Annotated in this window: 14 protein-coding genes; 1 reads left to right on the top strand and 13 read right to left on the bottom strand. The window is 33.5% G+C overall.

Features of this window, described 5'->3' with window-relative positions; genetic code table 11:
* The 10 genes from EKH84_RS05695 to glpK form a co-directional block, all read right to left on the bottom strand.
* Entirely contained in the window at positions 1 to 297 is a 297-nt protein-coding gene (locus EKH84_RS05695; RefSeq protein ID WP_127065526.1) for a hypothetical protein, read from the bottom strand.
* On the bottom strand, positions 284 to 1,810 hold the full coding sequence (locus EKH84_RS05690; RefSeq protein WP_127065525.1) for a polyamine aminopropyltransferase: 1,527 nt from the start codon (positions 1,808 to 1,810) through the stop codon (positions 284 to 286). The genes EKH84_RS05695 and EKH84_RS05690 overlap by 14 nt, the downstream gene beginning before the upstream one ends.
* A 54-nt stretch (positions 1,811 to 1,864) precedes the next feature.
* Positions 1,865 to 2,293 (bottom strand): DUF350 domain-containing protein, encoded by a 429-nt coding sequence (locus EKH84_RS05685; RefSeq protein ID WP_127065524.1) that lies wholly within the window; start codon positions 2,291 to 2,293, stop codon positions 1,865 to 1,867.
* A gap of 13 nt (positions 2,294 to 2,306) precedes the next feature.
* A complete protein-coding gene (locus EKH84_RS05680) occupies positions 2,307 to 3,500 on the bottom strand; it encodes a DUF4178 domain-containing protein (RefSeq protein WP_127065523.1) in 1,194 nt (397 codons plus the stop codon).
* A gap of 268 nt (positions 3,501 to 3,768) precedes the next feature.
* Positions 3,769 to 4,089, bottom strand: coding sequence for a (2Fe-2S)-binding protein (locus EKH84_RS05675; RefSeq protein ID WP_127065522.1), 321 nt, complete (start codon positions 4,087 to 4,089; stop codon positions 3,769 to 3,771).
* A gap of 316 nt (positions 4,090 to 4,405) precedes the next feature.
* Positions 4,406 to 4,975, bottom strand: a complete 570-nt coding sequence (pdxT, locus tag EKH84_RS05670; RefSeq protein WP_127065521.1) for a pyridoxal 5'-phosphate synthase glutaminase subunit PdxT — start codon at positions 4,973 to 4,975, stop codon at positions 4,406 to 4,408.
* A gap of 1 nt (position 4,976) precedes the next feature.
* Positions 4,977 to 5,855, bottom strand: coding sequence for a pyridoxal 5'-phosphate synthase lyase subunit PdxS (gene pdxS, locus EKH84_RS05665; protein WP_127065520.1), 879 nt, complete (start codon positions 5,853 to 5,855; stop codon positions 4,977 to 4,979).
* A 193-nt stretch (positions 5,856 to 6,048) separates the two neighbouring features.
* Positions 6,049 to 6,624: a DUF6434 domain-containing protein gene (locus EKH84_RS05660; protein ID WP_127065519.1), complete on the bottom strand. Its 576-nt coding sequence runs from the start codon at positions 6,622 to 6,624 to the stop codon at positions 6,049 to 6,051.
* 72 nt (positions 6,625 to 6,696) lie between these two features.
* Complete coding sequence (locus tag EKH84_RS05655) at positions 6,697 to 7,887, bottom strand: DNA glycosylase AlkZ-like family protein (RefSeq protein WP_127065518.1); 1,191 nt, start codon at positions 7,885 to 7,887, stop codon at positions 6,697 to 6,699.
* Positions 7,888 to 8,023: 136 nt separating this feature from the next.
* Entirely contained in the window at positions 8,024 to 9,535 is a 1,512-nt protein-coding gene (glpK, locus tag EKH84_RS05650; protein WP_127065517.1) for a glycerol kinase GlpK, read from the bottom strand.
* Between the two features lie 327 nt (positions 9,536 to 9,862).
* Between glpK and EKH84_RS05645 the strand changes: the two genes are divergently transcribed.
* Positions 9,863 to 11,587 (top strand): permease, encoded by a 1,725-nt coding sequence (locus EKH84_RS05645; protein WP_127065516.1) that lies wholly within the window; start codon positions 9,863 to 9,865, stop codon positions 11,585 to 11,587.
* A gap of 254 nt (positions 11,588 to 11,841) precedes the next feature.
* Here EKH84_RS05645 and EKH84_RS05640 read toward each other — a convergent pair whose 3' ends face one another.
* From EKH84_RS05640 to EKH84_RS05630, 3 genes are all read right to left on the bottom strand, one after another.
* On the bottom strand, positions 11,842 to 12,921 hold the full coding sequence (locus tag EKH84_RS05640) for an ethanolamine utilization protein EutH (protein ID WP_127065515.1): 1,080 nt from the start codon (positions 12,919 to 12,921) through the stop codon (positions 11,842 to 11,844).
* A gap of 144 nt (positions 12,922 to 13,065) precedes the next feature.
* A complete protein-coding gene (locus EKH84_RS05635; RefSeq protein ID WP_127065514.1) occupies positions 13,066 to 15,102 on the bottom strand; it encodes a M28 family peptidase in 2,037 nt (678 codons plus the stop codon).
* A gap of 299 nt (positions 15,103 to 15,401) precedes the next feature.
* Positions 15,402 to 16,583: a MalY/PatB family protein gene (locus tag EKH84_RS05630; protein ID WP_127065513.1), complete on the bottom strand. Its 1,182-nt coding sequence runs from the start codon at positions 16,581 to 16,583 to the stop codon at positions 15,402 to 15,404.
* Between the last annotated feature and the right edge of the window lie 14 nt (positions 16,584 to 16,597).

The raw sequence follows: 16,597 nt of genomic DNA, 5'->3' as shown, positions 1-16,597 counted from the left end.
CTACTTACTATATATCCAGCCTAATAAGCCTTGTAAAAGCATAAAAAATGTGCCAACTACTATACCTGTTATTGAGATTCCAAAAATAAAAATAAGCACTGCCATTTTATTTTTTCTTTCATCTTTAGTAGCATATCGACTAGGTATAACTGGTAGCTTATAATTATATTTTTTGTCTATGAAGAAACGAGCTACATAATAGATAATCAATCCTCCAACAAACATAATAATAATTTCCATATAATCTCCTACTTCTTGATTCTTATAACTATCTATCTTTAATCTAACGCCACTCATTAGCAGCTTCTAGATAATATTCTATAAGCTGTGGCCTAGATAAGGTATTCGCCAGTATTATGCCTTCATCAATCTTTTCGTCTTTGCTAAAGACAAATAGCCTCTCTAATGTCTCATCATTTAGAAATCTAGTAGGTACCTCTAACGTTAGTTTACTTACATCCATTTTATTTTTAGATACCAATTGAAATCCCCAGTCACCAAAGCTTGGCACTTGTACATGGTAAGGGATGACTTCTAATCCTTCTTCTTTTATAGTCTTATTAATGCACCAAAAAGCCTTGGGTGCATAATAAGGGCTAGTGGATTGAATACTCATGACTCCTGTCTCTGTTAAACGATTAGCTGCCAAGCGATAAAAAATATTGGTATAAAGCTTATTTAATGCATCATTATTAGGGTCTGGCAAATCAATAATGATGATATCAAAGTACTCCTGTGAGTTCTCTAAATACTTATAAGCATCCTCAATAACGATTTGTAATTTTTCACTACTTAGTGCATCTTTATTAACGGCTGTTATTTGGGAATTTGTTTTACACAGTTCCACAATCTCAGCATCTAAGTCTACTAATGTAATCTCCTTGATTTCATCATACTTAAGAAGTTCTCTCACAGCTAGTCCATCACCACCACCTAAAATAAGTGCTTTTTCCTTATGAGGATTTGCCATCATTGGAATATGTACTAAGCATTCATGATAGCGGTATTCATCACTGCTACTAAACTGCAAATTACCATCTATAAAAAGTCTTAAATCATCTTTATGTTTAGTCATGACCAGTTTTTGATAAGGCGTTTGCTTAGAGAAAATGACTTGATCTCTATAGAGGTGCCCCTCAATATTATTAGCAATATCTGCAGAGAATAAGGAACCTAATATCATTACCACTAAGCTTATTCCTGCTATGCTTCCAAAAAGCCTACTGTTCTTGATCTTCCTACGATACTCATAAACAATGATTAAGGCCACTGTAATATTAAGACTTCCTGTAATGAAAGCTGTAGTAAAATAGCCAAACTGAGGTAGTAATAATAATGGGAACGCAATAGAACCTACTAATCCACCAATATAATCAAAGCTAAATAAAGTAGATAAGGTCATTCTTAGATTAGGACTATTTTCTTCTATAATCCTCGTTAAAAGTGGAATTTCCAGTCCTACTAAAATGCCAATCAAAATGATTTGTATATACATCACTAATGCGTAGGCCTCTATATAAAGATAAGCAAAAAATAAGATAATCGTAGTAAGTCCACCTATGATCCCTACACCAATCTCTACAAATACAAACCAATCAAATAACGCTCTTTTTAAATACCTTGATAAATAAGACCCTATTCCCATAGCACTCATATATAGGCCTATAGTAATAGAAAACTGTTTAATACTATCCCCTACTAAATAAGAGCTTACCGAACTAATCAGTACCTCATAAATAATAGAGCATCCTGATATAAGTAATGTCGTAAGCATTAAAAGCCTTACATTAAATTCTTTTTCCTTGGTCACGTGATTTCCTCTATTCCGTCTTTTGCTTTTGAATTTACCCTTTATTCTTCATTCCTAATAAATAACCCCACTTATAACGATACCAAGCCCAATGAACATTCCCATAATCATAATACCTGCAGCCGTATTGCCCTTACCAATTTCATCATTTAAGTTATACTTTCTATTAAATAAAAGCATAATTAAATAACCTAAAATACAAAGTATAATGCCCGCTGCTGAATAAAGAAGTGTCCCTGTAATGCCTTCTAATAAAGTTTGCTCTACTACCGTGGCTACTGCTGGTGACATTACTGCACTTTTCACGATAATCCCAATAGCAATAGAAGCACCTGCCATAATAAAACCAACTGCTTGATTTCCTTTTTTGATTTCTTCTGGAAAATCACATGGAATAGCTAGGTCCACTAAAAAGCAACCTATCATCATTAAAATCACACCTAACACTGAATAAATCACTACATTTAATAAATCCACCAACATCTTATTTCCCCCTTTATTTTCCTGAACTTGTTCCGCCACCAGAAGATTGTCTAGCAGCTACACTTTCTTGTTTGATTGTATCTGAATATTGCTTATAACGATTATTACTATTTGTACTTACTGTACCATCTGTATAATCATCAAATGCATTAACACCTTTATAATGATTATAATCATCGTTATAGCCCGTAGTATAATAATAGCTTCTATAAAAACTCCCCGTATGAAGATAGCTATGATATGGTCTATGACGACTACTATAAACATATTTTCTAGTACTTACTTGTACCAATGTAGTATTTTCTTCTGATGTATATACAAGACAATAATGTGAATTTGTAATAATGGCAACTGAGCCATCTTCAGCATTCTCATCCACATTCTCTACACTTTCACCGGCTAATAGCAAAATGATTTTTGCAGCATCTTCAACTGTTGTATCTACCTGATAAACATCTGCTTTTTGATTATTATCAATATCGGCTGTCATAGAGGTGACGTATGTAAAACGACTATCTCTTTGTATTGCGCTGCTTAAATCAACTTTTTTATGTGAATTACCTGCAAAAATACTCCCCGCAATGGATATAAGTATACCAATACCTATAAAAGCAGCCACAAATAAAATAATTTTTCTATAGGGGTTAAGGTTAACAGAATTTCCTCTTCCATAGTCGTTACTAGAATAATTATGACTTGAATAATCACTTCTATTAGAGCTACTATCAAAAATACTATTACCATTGCTTACATTACTATAAGCTACCGGTCCTCTTTCTATCTCTTCTTCATCTAGATAATATCCTGTAGAGTATTCTACTTCATCCTCCCACATTTCTATGCCTATAATTTTTTCTTCTGTTGCATCTTCATATTCTGTAAAACTTACTTTATCAGAATAAGCTACATCTACATTCCCCTTGAAGTCCATAACCTTCGCTGTTCCTCTGTCTACCTCTTTATAGCCATATTGCTTAATATGCTGTTCTACCTGGCTACTACTTTGCGTATAAAGTGCATACTCACTATATGCAATATCTACGCTTAACCATTTGATTACTTGGTTATTTTCATCTATTAGTTTGTATTCTGTCCAGTTACAATCGTCTGCTACATTTAGGAAATTAATGTAGCCATCAATCAAGTAGCTTCTTCCATTAATCCTAATACGGTCACCTACTCCAAAACACATGTTACCTTTTGCCATATCCCCACACTCTCCGCTTTTATTTTCCTAACTTCCTACTAAATACTATTCATTCTATCAATTATATATAGATCATCTCCCCATACATTAAACCACACATATATTCTATCAATTCAAATTTGTTTAATCAACTTTTTCTCTATAATCTATTTGATTATTTCTTTTCAATTAATAAAAGGTTTAGGTAAATTTTGCTTACCTAAACCTTTTATTAATATTGTTTTAAGAGTTACTCTCTTACTATTTAAGCACCTTATTATGAAACTTACTATCTTTTAGTATCAATAACATTTTGAACAAGCGCTTTACATCTACCACAAGCTGTACCTGCTCCTGTAACTTCTCCAACCTTCTCAACTGTGTCAGCACCATTTTTTACTGCCTCAACTACAGAAGCTAAAGATGTTCCTGTACAACCACATACAGAAGCTAAAATTTCTTCAATAGCTCCAGTGCAGCGACCACAGCTTGTACTTGCTCCTGTTTTTTCTTTGATTTCTTCTATAGTACGTGCTCCTTCAATCATTGCTTTTCTAATAGTTATATAGTCAACTTGTTTACAGTGACAAATCATTCTGTTTCCTGCCATTTTTATTTCTCCTTAAATAGGTTTTATAATATATAGTATAACTTATTATAACAATAAATCTACCTATTTTGAAATACTATTTAATAATAATTATTTTCCACTTCTTGCAAGTTTGTTATTTCTTAAGGACAGGTATCTTTTCATCCTATTTTTTTTAATATATTGAGCTTTCTCTCATGGTTCCTTTTCTGGTTTTCATCTATAAAATCTTTCTCCTGATTTTCTTCAAGATCATGCCTAGAAAATATTATCATATCATTTATATTTTAACTGAAATTATAAACGTCTAGATATACGTTTATAACTGTAATTTCTTTTAGCATAAATCTTTTACAAAATAATGGTGAAAGCTCGTATCAGTCGTTAATTCTGGGTGAAAGGAAGTCGCCAGCATATTTTTTTCTTTGCATGCCACTATTTCTCCTCTTACTTCCGCTAAAATTTCTACCTGTTCTCCTATTTTACTTACTAATGGTGCTCTAATAAAAACAAGAGGAATAGCTTTCTCCACAGCATTAACCTGCTGCATTGTTTCAAAGCTTCCTAACTGTCTTCCATATGCATTACGTCTAACCGTAATATCCATGACTTCTAGATGCTTAGTAGTTTCTTCTTCTATTTCTTTGGCTAATAGAATCATACCTGCACAAGTCCCCCATACTGGCAAACCTGCTAGAACCTTTTGTTTTAAAGGTTCCAGCATATTAAAGACTCTAAGCAATCTACCTAGTGTCGTACTTTCACCACCAGGAATAATTAAACCATCTATTTCCTCTAATTGGCTGATATACTTAACATCAATACTTTTTACTTCTGGTAACTGAGCTAAAAGATGATGGTGTTCTTCTACACCACCTTGTAAGCCTAATACACCAATATATTTCATTCTACCATCCCCTTGATGCATAAAGCTGCTTTTCATCTAACTGTCTTATATCTAATGAATCCATGGCTTCACCTAATTCTTCTGATACCTCAGCTAATACATTTGGGTCATTGTAGTAAGTTGTTGCTTTAACAATGGCTTCTGCTCTTTTTTGTGGGTTTTCAGATTTAAAAATACCAGACCCTACGAACACACCATCTGCACCTAATTGCATCATAAGTGCTGCATCTGCTGGTGTAGCTATTCCACCTGCTGCAAAGTTAACTACTGGCAATTTACCAGTTTCTTTAATGGTTAAAATAAATTCATAAGGTGCACCTAATTCTTTGGCAATAGTCATTAGTTCTTCTTTAGTAGCTCCTACAACTCTTGCGATATCTCTATTCATGGTACGCATATGTCTAACAGCTTCAACGACATTTCCTGTCCCTGCTTCTCCCTTTGTACGAATCATAGAAGCTCCTTCTCCAATACGACGAAGTGCTTCTCCTAAGTTACGTGCACCGCATACAAAAGGCACTTTAAAATCATGCTTATTAATGTGATAATCTTCATCTGCAGGTGTTAATACTTCACTTTCATCAATATAATCAATCTCTAAACACTCTAAAATTTGTGCTTCTACAAAATGTCCAATGCGCACTTTCGCCATAACTGGAATACTAACAGCAGCTTGAATCTCCTTAATCATCTTAGGATCAGACATTCTGGCAACTCCACCATGTTTACGAATATCTGAAGGGACTCTTTCTAAAGCCATAACCGCTACAGCTCCAGCTTTCTCTGCAATAATAGCTTCCTTAGCATTAACAACATCCATAATAACGCCGCCCTTTAGCATTTGGGCTAAATTCTTATTAAGCTCTAATCTATCACTCATATCCATTCTCCTTCTTACATTTTTGTACCGATACAATTGTTTTATTTCTTCCGGAAATTAAAGGTATGTTAGCATAAATGATAGTATATGGAAACATTTATTTAGATTATTCACTATTGTATTTTATTTTGTATCCATACAATTTTATAACATAATAAAAGCCGTCCAATTTTAGACGACTTTTTGTTATCTTCTATTGTGTCAATGCTTTTAAATCTTTCTTCTCATACCTGTTATGTCCTTGAATACTCTTTTTATATTTCCAACACTTAATAGCATCTTCAAGAGTCTTGCTTTCATTATCAGCAAAGAAATCTCTAATATAAGTATTATATTCAAACTGTTTATCTATCTTGGTTAATCCTTGTTTCTTCTCTTCTACTATTTGATAATAGACTTCTATAGCTTCCTGATAAGTTTTTCCACTATTTGACTTTAACCATTTCTGAAATATTACATTAAAGGAAAATGATTTTCCTATTGTTTCCTTAAAAAACGCTCTATGTTTTTCAGAACATCTAAAATTATTCTCAATTATGCTATCTTTGGTTATATCTCCTATATCAATTGTTGTTTTATTCGCTGGTATTGCTCTCTTCTTTTCACCTGTCTCTAAATAATGTGCAATACGTTCTGTTAACTCTTGCTTTCCTCCAGTTGTCGAAAGCTTTTCTGCACGACAAAAGGATACTAGCTCCTGTTTCAGATAATAAAAGTCTCTAAATTGATCACTATTTATATTTTTTGATAAATTGGGTCGTTCATTCATAACTATCCCCTCTCACTATGTTACTATGCTTTATTTGAATAAGTTTAAGTAAATATCTGATAGGGAGCTAAGCTATATAGGTAAGCTTACAGGAGCAGGAACCTCTAGGTAATTTGCAAACTCTTTTATACTGCTGTCAATTGCCTCTAACATCTCACTTGTAATAGTCACTCCTGATTCCCACCACCAATTTTTAATAGTTAATGGTGTATTTCTCCTTATCTTTTCTGGTTCAAATCTAGCAATCATTCTATCTCCATATAAAACGGGTAAAACATAATAACCATACTTTCTTTTTTCTATAGGCGTATATACTTCCCAACGATAGTCAAAATCAAATAATTTAGAAACCATCTCTCTATCCCATAGCAAATTATCAAGGGGTGCTAAAAATTTCACCTTACTTTTACTATCATCAGCATCAAAAAATTGTATATGTTCTTTTGCCAAATAAAAAGGCACATTTATGTCTTCTACAAATAACTGTACTATTTCTCCCTCTTCAACTAACCTCTGCAATACTCTTTCCCTAAGCTTCTTCTCTGAAAAAAACTGTCCTTGCCAAGCACCGCCTCTTTTATCCCACAATAAACCAACACTACATACTCTGCGTTTTACATACCAATCTAGAAAATCCTCTTCGCTTTTAAAATCTTCTATTTGTAAATCTTTCTTGTTTAAAACATGAGCTGTAAAGTCATATATCTTTTGGGTCCCTATTTTATCGGCTACGCATAACTCACCTATATTATACAGATAATCAAGTGCTGCACTTGAAAGTTTCTTATGCCCCCAACGACTTTCTCTATTTTCACCAATAGAGATATCCTTTGATCCTATTCTCCCCTTTGTGATAATGCATTCCCTAATTTCATCTAATATATCAAGTGCACCAAGTTGATTACGGTAATTCAATGTATTTTTCGTGCTCTCACTTTGAGCAATTCTTACTCTGTTAAATCTATTAAAATCTTCTGCCAAGTAGATACACATTTCTTTGTCAAACCCATCCACTAGCTTATGTTGTGTATATAAAAGTTCTTGTAGCATTTCCGGTTTATAATCTTTTACCCTAGACTGTAATACTAAGTCTGCATTTCTTCCTACTACATTTAATGGATCATATTGAATACTACCTACCTGCTTAAAATAAGCAACTATTCCTGCCATTCCTACGTAACCTTGACTATCATTTAAGTTGTGATAGTTGATAAGAAACTGCCTAGCTTGCTTTCTTGATATCATTTGTTTTGAATCCCCCATAAAGTTCCCCTTTACATTTATTATCTCAAAAGATATATGACAACAGCATATCATAAAAGTAACACTAATGCCTTCCTTTTGTATAATAAAAAGCACAAAAAGATATCTTTTTGTGCTTTTTATTAACTGTTCTATGCTATTGTTCTAATTGATCTTCTATCTCCCACGCCATACAACGCTTAACGGCTCTTTTCCAACCTCTATATGCCTTATCTCGTTTCTCTTCTTCTAAGCTTGGTATAAAAGTACAATCCACTCGCCATTCTTCTAAAATCTCACGCTTATCTTTCCAATAGCCTACAGCTAAGCCTGCTAAATAAGCTGCTCCAAGTGCTGTTGTTTCAACGACCTTAGGTCTCACTACTTCTGCTCCTATAATATCTGCTTGAAACTGCATAAGGAAATTATTCTTGCTGGCTCCACCATCTACTTTAATAGAAGTCAGCTTATGTCCTACATCTTCTATCATTGCATCAATGACATCTCTACATTGATAACCTATAGACTCAAGAGATGCCCTTATAATATGATTTCTATTAGTACCTCTGGTTAATCCAACAATGCCACCTCTGGCATACATATCCCAATAAGGTGCCCCCAATCCCACAAAGGCAGGTACTACATAGACGCCTCCACTATCTTTTACCTTACTTGCAAAATAATCTGTGTCGGAAGAGTCATTCACTAATCGTAGTTCATCTCTAAGCCACTGTACTACTGCTCCACCTACAAATACAGAACCTTCAAGTGCATATTGTACTTGTCCATCTAATCCAATAGCAATAGTTGTTAAAAGTCCATTTTTACTTTTTACTAGCTCATCACCTGTATTCATGAGTACAAAGCAACCTGTTCCATAAGTATTTTTTACATCGCCTTTATCAAAGCAGCCTTGTCCAAATAAAGCAGCTTGTTGATCACCAGCAACGCCTCCTATAGGAACACGTATCCCACCTTTTGTTCCTAGATTAGCATACCCATATACTTCAGAAGAATTTTTCACTTCTGGCAAAATGCATCTTGGAATATCAAGTAGGTCTAATAATGTTTGATCCCATTCCAATGTATTAATATTAAAAATCATGGTTCTAGATGCATTCGTATAATCTGTTACATGTACTTTCCCATTGGTTAATTTCCAAATAAGCCAAGTATCTACCGTTCCAAAAAGTAACTCTCCCTTGTTAGCTCTTTCTCTGGCACCTTCTACATGATCCAAAATCCACTTAATTTTAGTAGCTGAGAAATAGGCATCTAAAACGAGTCCTGTGTTTTGCTTGATGTAGTCTTCCCACCCCTTTGCTTTGAGTTCTTCACAAAAGTCAGCTGTTCTTCTACATTGCCATACAATTGCATTGTAAATAGGTACTCCAGTTGCTTTGTCCCAAATGATTGTAGTTTCTCTTTGATTAGTAATGCCTATGGCGGCAATATTTTCCTGTGTTAAATTGTTCTTTGCCATAACCTCTTGAAGTACACCGTACTGAGAAGCCCATATCTCCATTGGATCATGTTCCACCCAGCCTTCCTTAGGATAAATTTGTGTAAATTCCTTTTGGCTACTTCCTATTATATGTTGCTGTTTATCAAAAATAATAGCTCTTGAACTCGTTGTTCCTTGGTCCATTGCAATAATATATTTTTCCATCTTATCGCCCCTTTAATAAATTACCTTTTCACCCATTCTTCTCCTAATTATATGTGTAAAGTACTAGTTAAGTCAAAAAGTATTATTTCAATCTTTACTATTTTATCTTGATATTGTTTTAGTTTTTACAGGTCTATCTTTATAATATTCTCTATGTATTCTATACATAAAATACCCTATCATAGATTGTAGATAAACTATTTTATGTAATCATTTTCAATCTTTTCGATCACTCCAAGTAAAATCCCTATATACATAAACTATATTTGCAATTGGTTTATCTACACCTATTAATCTAAGACCTATATTACAAAGGAGCGTGCTAAAATGAATACTAAGAATTTTTCAACTGCAATCTTTTTTAATGAACCTGAAATTAATTATATTAGCCAACATAATCTGTGGGATTTTTTAGATGAAAAACTCAACTGGATTACTGCTCGTGCGCCTATTGCAAAAATCTATCTAGAAACTCATCGTGGTGGCAAATATGTTTCAAAAGAAACACTTATAAGAATGAAGGATTTGTGCCAAAAAAATAATATTGAAACAGCTGGAGGAATTACTTTAACCACTACTCCTACAAATCATGACTCTGATTTATTTACCACCTATTGCTACTCCAATCCTAAAGATTTAGAAGATATTAAAGCTATTGTACGATATACGGCTGAGCTTTTTGATAGCTACGTCATCGATGATTTTTTCTTTACTCACTGTAAATGTGAGCTTTGTATTAAAGGAAAAAAAGATTTATCTTGGGCAGAGTATCGTACGCAACTTCTTAAAAAAGTATCAGAAGAAATTGTTATCAAAGAATCTAAAGCTGTTAATCCTAATGTACAAGTGATTATTAAATATCCTAACTGGTATGAAGAATATCAACAATCTGGTTATAATCTAGAAATGAGCTCATTCCTATTTGATGGTATTTACACAGGTACAGAAACCAGAGATCCTCTTCATACCCAACAAAATTTACAACGCTATTCTTCTTACTTTACAATGCGCTATTTAGAAAATACCAGACCAAATGGCAATATGGGGGGATGGTTTGATACATTAGACTGTAGCTATAACTTAAATAGTGTAGCCGAACAAGCTTATCTGACATTGCTTAGTAAGGCTAAAGAAGCAACTATTTATTCTTTAGGTACGCTTATTAGAGAAGATCTTATATCTGTTCCTGTTCTTGGCTATGCTTTTGAACATGTTGATAGACTTATGCCTATGTTAGGATCACCTATAGGTGTAGCTACTTATAAACCTTTCCACTCTTCTGGTGAAAATTACCTTCACGGTTCTTTAGGTATGTTAGGCATTCCTTTCGAGCCTACTCCATATTTTCCTATGGAGGCAAATACACTTTTCCTAACAGCATCTGCTGCTTGTGACAAACATATTATCAGTAAGCTAAAAGACTACTTAAAAGGAAAGCATACACTTATTCTTACCTCTGGCTTCGTAAAGGCCATGGCCCAAAAAGGATTAGATGAATTAATAGATATTAAAGTAACTGATTCTAAAATAAGTTCTAATCATTTTGGTGTTGGCTGGTACAGTTGTGCTTATAATCACTATGCTACAAGCCCAGAACCTATTACTTTCCCAATACTTGAGTTTGCTACAAACGATACTCAAAATACAATTGCAGCACTTACTAATAATAAAAGTTACCCTATTCTTCTACAAACCAACTATCACAATAGCCAAGTGTATGTTTTAAACATACCTGATGAATACGGTAGCTTAGAAAAGCTCCCTCAAGATGTATTAAATTATATAAGGAAATTATGCCTTAAAGATTTTAAACTTGAAGTTAATGGACCTGCTCCTTTTAGTGTATTCCTTTATGATAATGAAACGATTATCCTTTATAACTTCACGGACCATGTAGGTGAGTATTCCTTGATAATTGATAATAACTGCTGTAAACTACAAGACTTGGATAGTAATAGCTTCATTACTGGTGATATCGTAAATAGTAAAAATACCTTTAATTTTAAAATTAACTCTCACCGTTTCAAGGTGTTAAAAATAGTATCTAACTAAACCCTATCTTATATCAACTTTATATAAAAAGAAGCCTTGAGTTTTAAGCTTATAAAGTCATCTCTATAAGCTATACCTCAAGGCTTCTTTCTACTAATCATGTGTCTATTGCAAAGTTAAATATTCTCATCATTTATACTCTTATTTCTATAAACTAAATCATCTCGCTCACTAAAACCTATGCTTTTCACCCCACCTTCTACTTAATAAGTACTTTTGTTATTCAATCTCTGTTGGCAACATTTATGCTTATTTTATAAGTTATCCTCTGCTTTTGTCATAAGCACTGCCAATATAATAGCTATAAAACCACTACTTAATTTTGCTATAATCATCGGTAATAACATATCAGGAGCCACATCAGCTGTATAACCCAGATGCGCAGCAAATACCGCAATACCACTTACAAAAAATGCTGTAGTTACTACTTTTCCTCTTTCATTCATCTCTGGAAAAAGTTTAAATACCGGCAACACACTAATGCAAGAGAATAAAATTCCACCAATAGAAGATGCATTTAATCCAAGTAATTCACCTAACTTTTCAAAAGGCTTCTTAAGTAAATTTAAAATAAGTGTCATCAGTGGTAAACTTCCTAAAAGTACAATACAAATACCTGATACTGTCTCCATACAACTCATAATACTTGGCATATTAGGAATAACCTCTATATCAGTTAAATATGTAAATGCTGCTAAACCCAGTCCTATGATAGTAACCATTTTTATACCTTTTCCAAAATAGCTGAAACCTTTTACCATCTGCTTTTGCTTAAAAATAAGACCTAGCATTAAACATAGTGCAATGAGTAAAATAGGGATACTATTAATGATAACAACTTTTATAGGTAGTCCCATTAAAATACCACCTATAATGCTTCCAAAAGGAATAGGAACTAAACCTATTAATAAACCTTTAGCAAAATAGGTATGATCTTGCTTTGGAATCAAACCTAATCCTACAGGAATAGTAAAAACAATTGTCGCCCCCAACATAGTTGAAACAATAAGTCCCGAAAACTGTCCTATTTGTGGATTCTCTGCTAGTGCCATTGCTAATGGATAACCTCCCATATCAATAGCCAAAATACTAGCAAACATAGCCGGATCTGCACCTAACAAGTGAAAAGCAGGTATAATAACTGGCTTTAATACTTCTGCCAGAAAGGGGGATAAGCAAATAATTCCCACCATACTTAAAGCAGTCGGTCCTAAGCACATAAAACCCTCTTCAAATTTTGCACCTAATCCCCACTTATTACCCAGAATAGAATCAACCGCTCCAATTATAACGCCAATTCCCATAATAAACATTAAGACTTCATTTAATGACATGCGATGCCTCTCCTCAGATATTAAATATTTGTAATTATTCAGTCCTTATTAAAAATTAAAATTTAATGTTCTCCTTATCAGTTGGATATAATTTCGAGATATTCAAGTGTTCACACACTTTTATTTAATCATTTCATAAGCTAGTTATAGTTTATCTCTATCTAGCTTACCAAGTATTTCTGCCATATAACTATAAAATGCCTCTAAAAAATCCTTCTCATCTTTTAATATATCATCTAATAAATTCTGTTGTCTTCGACAGACTTCTTCTAACTGTCTTATTTCATTCTCTACATTAGGTCGTCCCATTTTTATTTTTGCTTTCAGACTATGAACAATATCAAATAAATCCTCATGCCCGATAATCCTTCCAGCTCCCCACTTTACTCTATCTATAGGTTGACAAAGCACATAGTCTGTAAAATATTCATAGACTTGTTTTTCAAATAAAAAGGCATATTTGTTATTATCAATTTGATAAATTGAAGATAATGCTTCTATAATCTCTTTTTCCTCTAAAGCTAAAATAGCTTTCTTTATACACTGTAAATTCTTAATGATTATTTCATGTGGAAAGTATACCTCATCATGCCAATTAAGTCTTACAAGTTCGTCCTGTTCTCTAGCAAAACCGGCTAATAACTGTTTTTCTAACCAACGATAATCCCTATATATCTCCGCCGCTTTTTCAGTATTCTCCTGCATTAAATAGGTCAAATATTGCTTATTTACACGCTGCACATAGGCATAAAGCTGTTTACTCAATCCTTTTAGCTCATTTAGTAAGATATTAATTACCTTTATATCCATTAATGATTGATCTATGGAACAGAGACTTCTCCCCATTTCTTCAAATAATCTCATAAAGTTTAGTGGTACAACTGCTGTCTGATCTAATGCCATAACTAACTTGGTATAAAACTTATGATGGAATGTATAGACTGCCTCATTGTAAAAATCTTTGTTATCAAACTGTGAGTGATAGTGTGTCTCCATAAAGCTACCACTACTAAAATCATTCACCATAGATGGAATTCCTGCTATAGCAATAGAAAAATCATCTGACCATGTTTCAATAGGATAGGTCACTTCAATCCCTTCCGGATAGGCTTCCTCAGGAATTTTTATTTCTTTAATAAACGCATCAATAAACTCTGCATACTCATAAACACAACGTACTTTATCCTTCTTCCCGTGTGCATGAGCAGGTAATTCAAAATTCAAATCTGCAATTACTTTTCCTTTCCAATCAGGGTGTACATGGAAGACTTCTTCATAAGCTCCTGTAGACCAGTCATACTTAGAATTAATAAGTCCCCACTCTTCTGCAGCCATAGCGGCAAAAACAAGTGTACGCTTTGGCTTATAACCACTTTGCTTTATTGCCCTTGCAATGCCCAGAATCATAGCCACTGCCACATTATCATCTTGAAAACCTTCAAAATAAGAATCATAATGTGCTGAAAGCAAAATCATAGCATCAGGGTCTGTCCCCTGTATCTTTCCTACGATGTTATACGTCTTTTGATTGGGCTTTACAATAGAAATAGCATCAAAGGTAACCTCTATTTCCGACCTAACCTTTAATGCCTCTTTTAAATAATAGGCATCTCTTTGTGAAATAGAAAAAGCCACCGCTTCACTGGGGCCAGCTATATCTTGTGCATTAAGTGCTGTTTGATCTATCTCACCATATCCACTTGCTTGTACTGCAATTAAAGCTGCTGCACCTTTTAAATAAGCTTCATAAACCGGAAAATTAATCCACCATTCATCTCTTTGATTAATATCTACTAATACTAACTTTCCTTTTACATCAACACCTTTATAATCCTCAGCTGTCCCCTTTTCTAAATAAACCATGGAGAATTTTTGTGGTCCTTCAGTTTGAAACTGCGTTTGATAAGCTCCTAACTCAAATTGATAACTCTGACCATCTAAGTCCTCAAAACTTAATTGCGCCTTTTGGAATTCCCAACTATCTACAGTAATTTCATCCTTAGTAATATGCTCTAATCCAATTTGCTGCATCTCTTTATAAATAAGCTGCCCTGTTAAGATTTCTGCCCTAGATCCAGCTGTCCTAAAACCAAGTTTTGTATTACATTTATAGGTCTCTAATTTTTTTGCAAATTCATAAGCATAATGAATATCAATATATTTTTCTACTTGATCTCTCATCTCTTCTTCGCTTCTTTCTTATAAATTCAAAATACTTATGCACCTATTATCCCATATTCATCATTATTTTTCCAGTCGGATGAAATGGACTACTAATCTACAACATGTATAATGTAAAAAATTCCAACCCTAATAATAAGGTTGGAACTAAGATATTCTTTAGTATTTTACCTGTCTACTTGACTGGAAACACTTTAATCTTCTTTTTGTTTCTCTTTTCCTTTTACTATTTAACTTTTTAATTTACTTTTATTATCTTTTATTGTTTTTGTTCTATATATCTATAATCTTATTATTTCTTATACTCTTAATGCCTTAATACTTATCCATAACTGCTCTAAAGCTTGATTTAGAATCTCTCTAGGACAAGCAATATTAATCCTCTCAAATCCTTGTCCTGACTCTCCAAAAATTGAACCACTATTTAGCCATAAATTTGCTTTCTTTACAATAAACTCTTCTAGGGCTTCTTCCTTTAACCCTAATGCACTAAAATCTAACCATACTAAGTATGTTCCTTCTGGTTCTACTAACTTAATTTCTGGTAACTTTGTCTCTATGAATTTCCTTAAATATTCAAGGTTTCCCATAAGATAAGTTTTAAGTGCCTCAAGCCACTCTCGCCCTTCTGTATAAGCTGCTTCACAAGCTACTAACCCGGCACTATTTAATCGACTATAACCTATTCTAGCAATTTCTTTTCTTACCTTCCGTCTAACACTTGCATTTGCAATAAAAATATTAGATACTTGAAGGCCTGCTAAATTAAAAGTTTTACTCGGGGCTGTACAAGTAATCGTAATCTCTTCATACGCCTTATTTAGATTCATAAATACTTCATGTTTATAGCCTTGATAAATAAAATCTTGATGAATCTCATCACTTACCACAAGAATTTGATGCTTTAAGCAAATATCTCCTAGCTTGATAAGTTCCTCTTTGGTCCATACTCTTCCTACTGGGTTATGTGGATTGCAAAGAATGAAAAGCTTAACCTGATGTTCTACAATCTTTTCTTCAAAGTCATCGAAGTCAATAGAGTATCTCCCATCTTGATAAATGAGCGTATTACTCACTAACTTTCTATCATTATTTAAAATTATCTTACTAAAAGGATGATAAACAGGTTGTTGAATTAGTATACTATCACCTTCTTTCGTTAAGGCTCTAATTGCCATAGCAATAGCAAATACTACTCCTGGTGCCTTGATTAGCCATTCTTCTTTGACCTTCCAGTTATGATAAGTCGCCATCCAATTAGAAACCGCTTCAAAATAGGATGTACCCACTTCACTATATCCAAAAATACCATGTGCTGCTAACTCATTTAACCTCTTAGAAACCACCTCAGGCACTTTAAAGTCCATATCAGCTATCCATAATGGTAAGATATCCTTTGGTTTTCCCCTCTCTTCAGCAAAATCATATTTTAAAGAATTAGTTCCCTTCCTTGGGATAATTTCATTAAAGCTATATGACATCTTACTCATCCTCT

The organism is Cellulosilyticum sp. WCF-2 (genome assembly GCF_003990395.1).
Classification (GTDB): Bacteria; Bacillota; Clostridia; order Lachnospirales; family Cellulosilyticaceae; genus Cellulosilyticum; species Cellulosilyticum lentocellum.
The sequence above is the reverse complement of the archived record's forward strand: the minus strand, read 5'-3'. Positions and strand labels throughout refer to the sequence as shown.

Excerpts from the sequence above, each read along its gene's own strand:
- EKH84_RS05685 (WP_127065524.1), bottom strand. The coding sequence starts at position 2,293 with ATGTTGGTGGATTTATTAAATGTAGTGATTTATTCAGTGTTAGGTGTG.
- glpK (WP_127065517.1), bottom strand. The coding sequence starts at position 9,535 with ATGGAAAAATATATTATTGCAATGGACCAAGGAACAACGAGTTCAAGA.
- EKH84_RS05645 (WP_127065516.1), top strand. The coding sequence starts at position 9,863 with ATGAATACTAAGAATTTTTCAACTGCAATCTTTTTTAATGAACCTGAA.
- EKH84_RS05695 (WP_127065526.1), bottom strand. The coding sequence starts at position 297 with ATGAGTGGCGTTAGATTAAAGATAGATAGTTATAAGAATCAAGAAGTA.
- EKH84_RS05655 (WP_127065518.1), bottom strand. The coding sequence starts at position 7,887 with ATGGGGGATTCAAAACAAATGATATCAAGAAAGCAAGCTAGGCAGTTT.
- EKH84_RS05675 (WP_127065522.1), bottom strand. The coding sequence starts at position 4,089 with ATGGCAGGAAACAGAATGATTTGTCACTGTAAACAAGTTGACTATATA.
- pdxT (WP_127065521.1), bottom strand. The coding sequence starts at position 4,975 with ATGAAATATATTGGTGTATTAGGCTTACAAGGTGGTGTAGAAGAACAC.
- EKH84_RS05680 (WP_127065523.1), bottom strand. The coding sequence starts at position 3,500 with ATGGCAAAAGGTAACATGTGTTTTGGAGTAGGTGACCGTATTAGGATT.
- EKH84_RS05630 (WP_127065513.1), bottom strand. The coding sequence starts at position 16,583 with ATGTCATATAGCTTTAATGAAATTATCCCAAGGAAGGGAACTAATTCT.
- EKH84_RS05640 (WP_127065515.1), bottom strand. The coding sequence starts at position 12,921 with ATGTCATTAAATGAAGTCTTAATGTTTATTATGGGAATTGGCGTTATA.
- EKH84_RS05660 (WP_127065519.1), bottom strand. The coding sequence starts at position 6,624 with ATGAATGAACGACCCAATTTATCAAAAAATATAAATAGTGATCAATTT.
- pdxS (WP_127065520.1), bottom strand. The coding sequence starts at position 5,855 with ATGAGTGATAGATTAGAGCTTAATAAGAATTTAGCCCAAATGCTAAAG.
- EKH84_RS05635 (WP_127065514.1), bottom strand. The coding sequence starts at position 15,102 with ATGAGAGATCAAGTAGAAAAATATATTGATATTCATTATGCTTATGAA.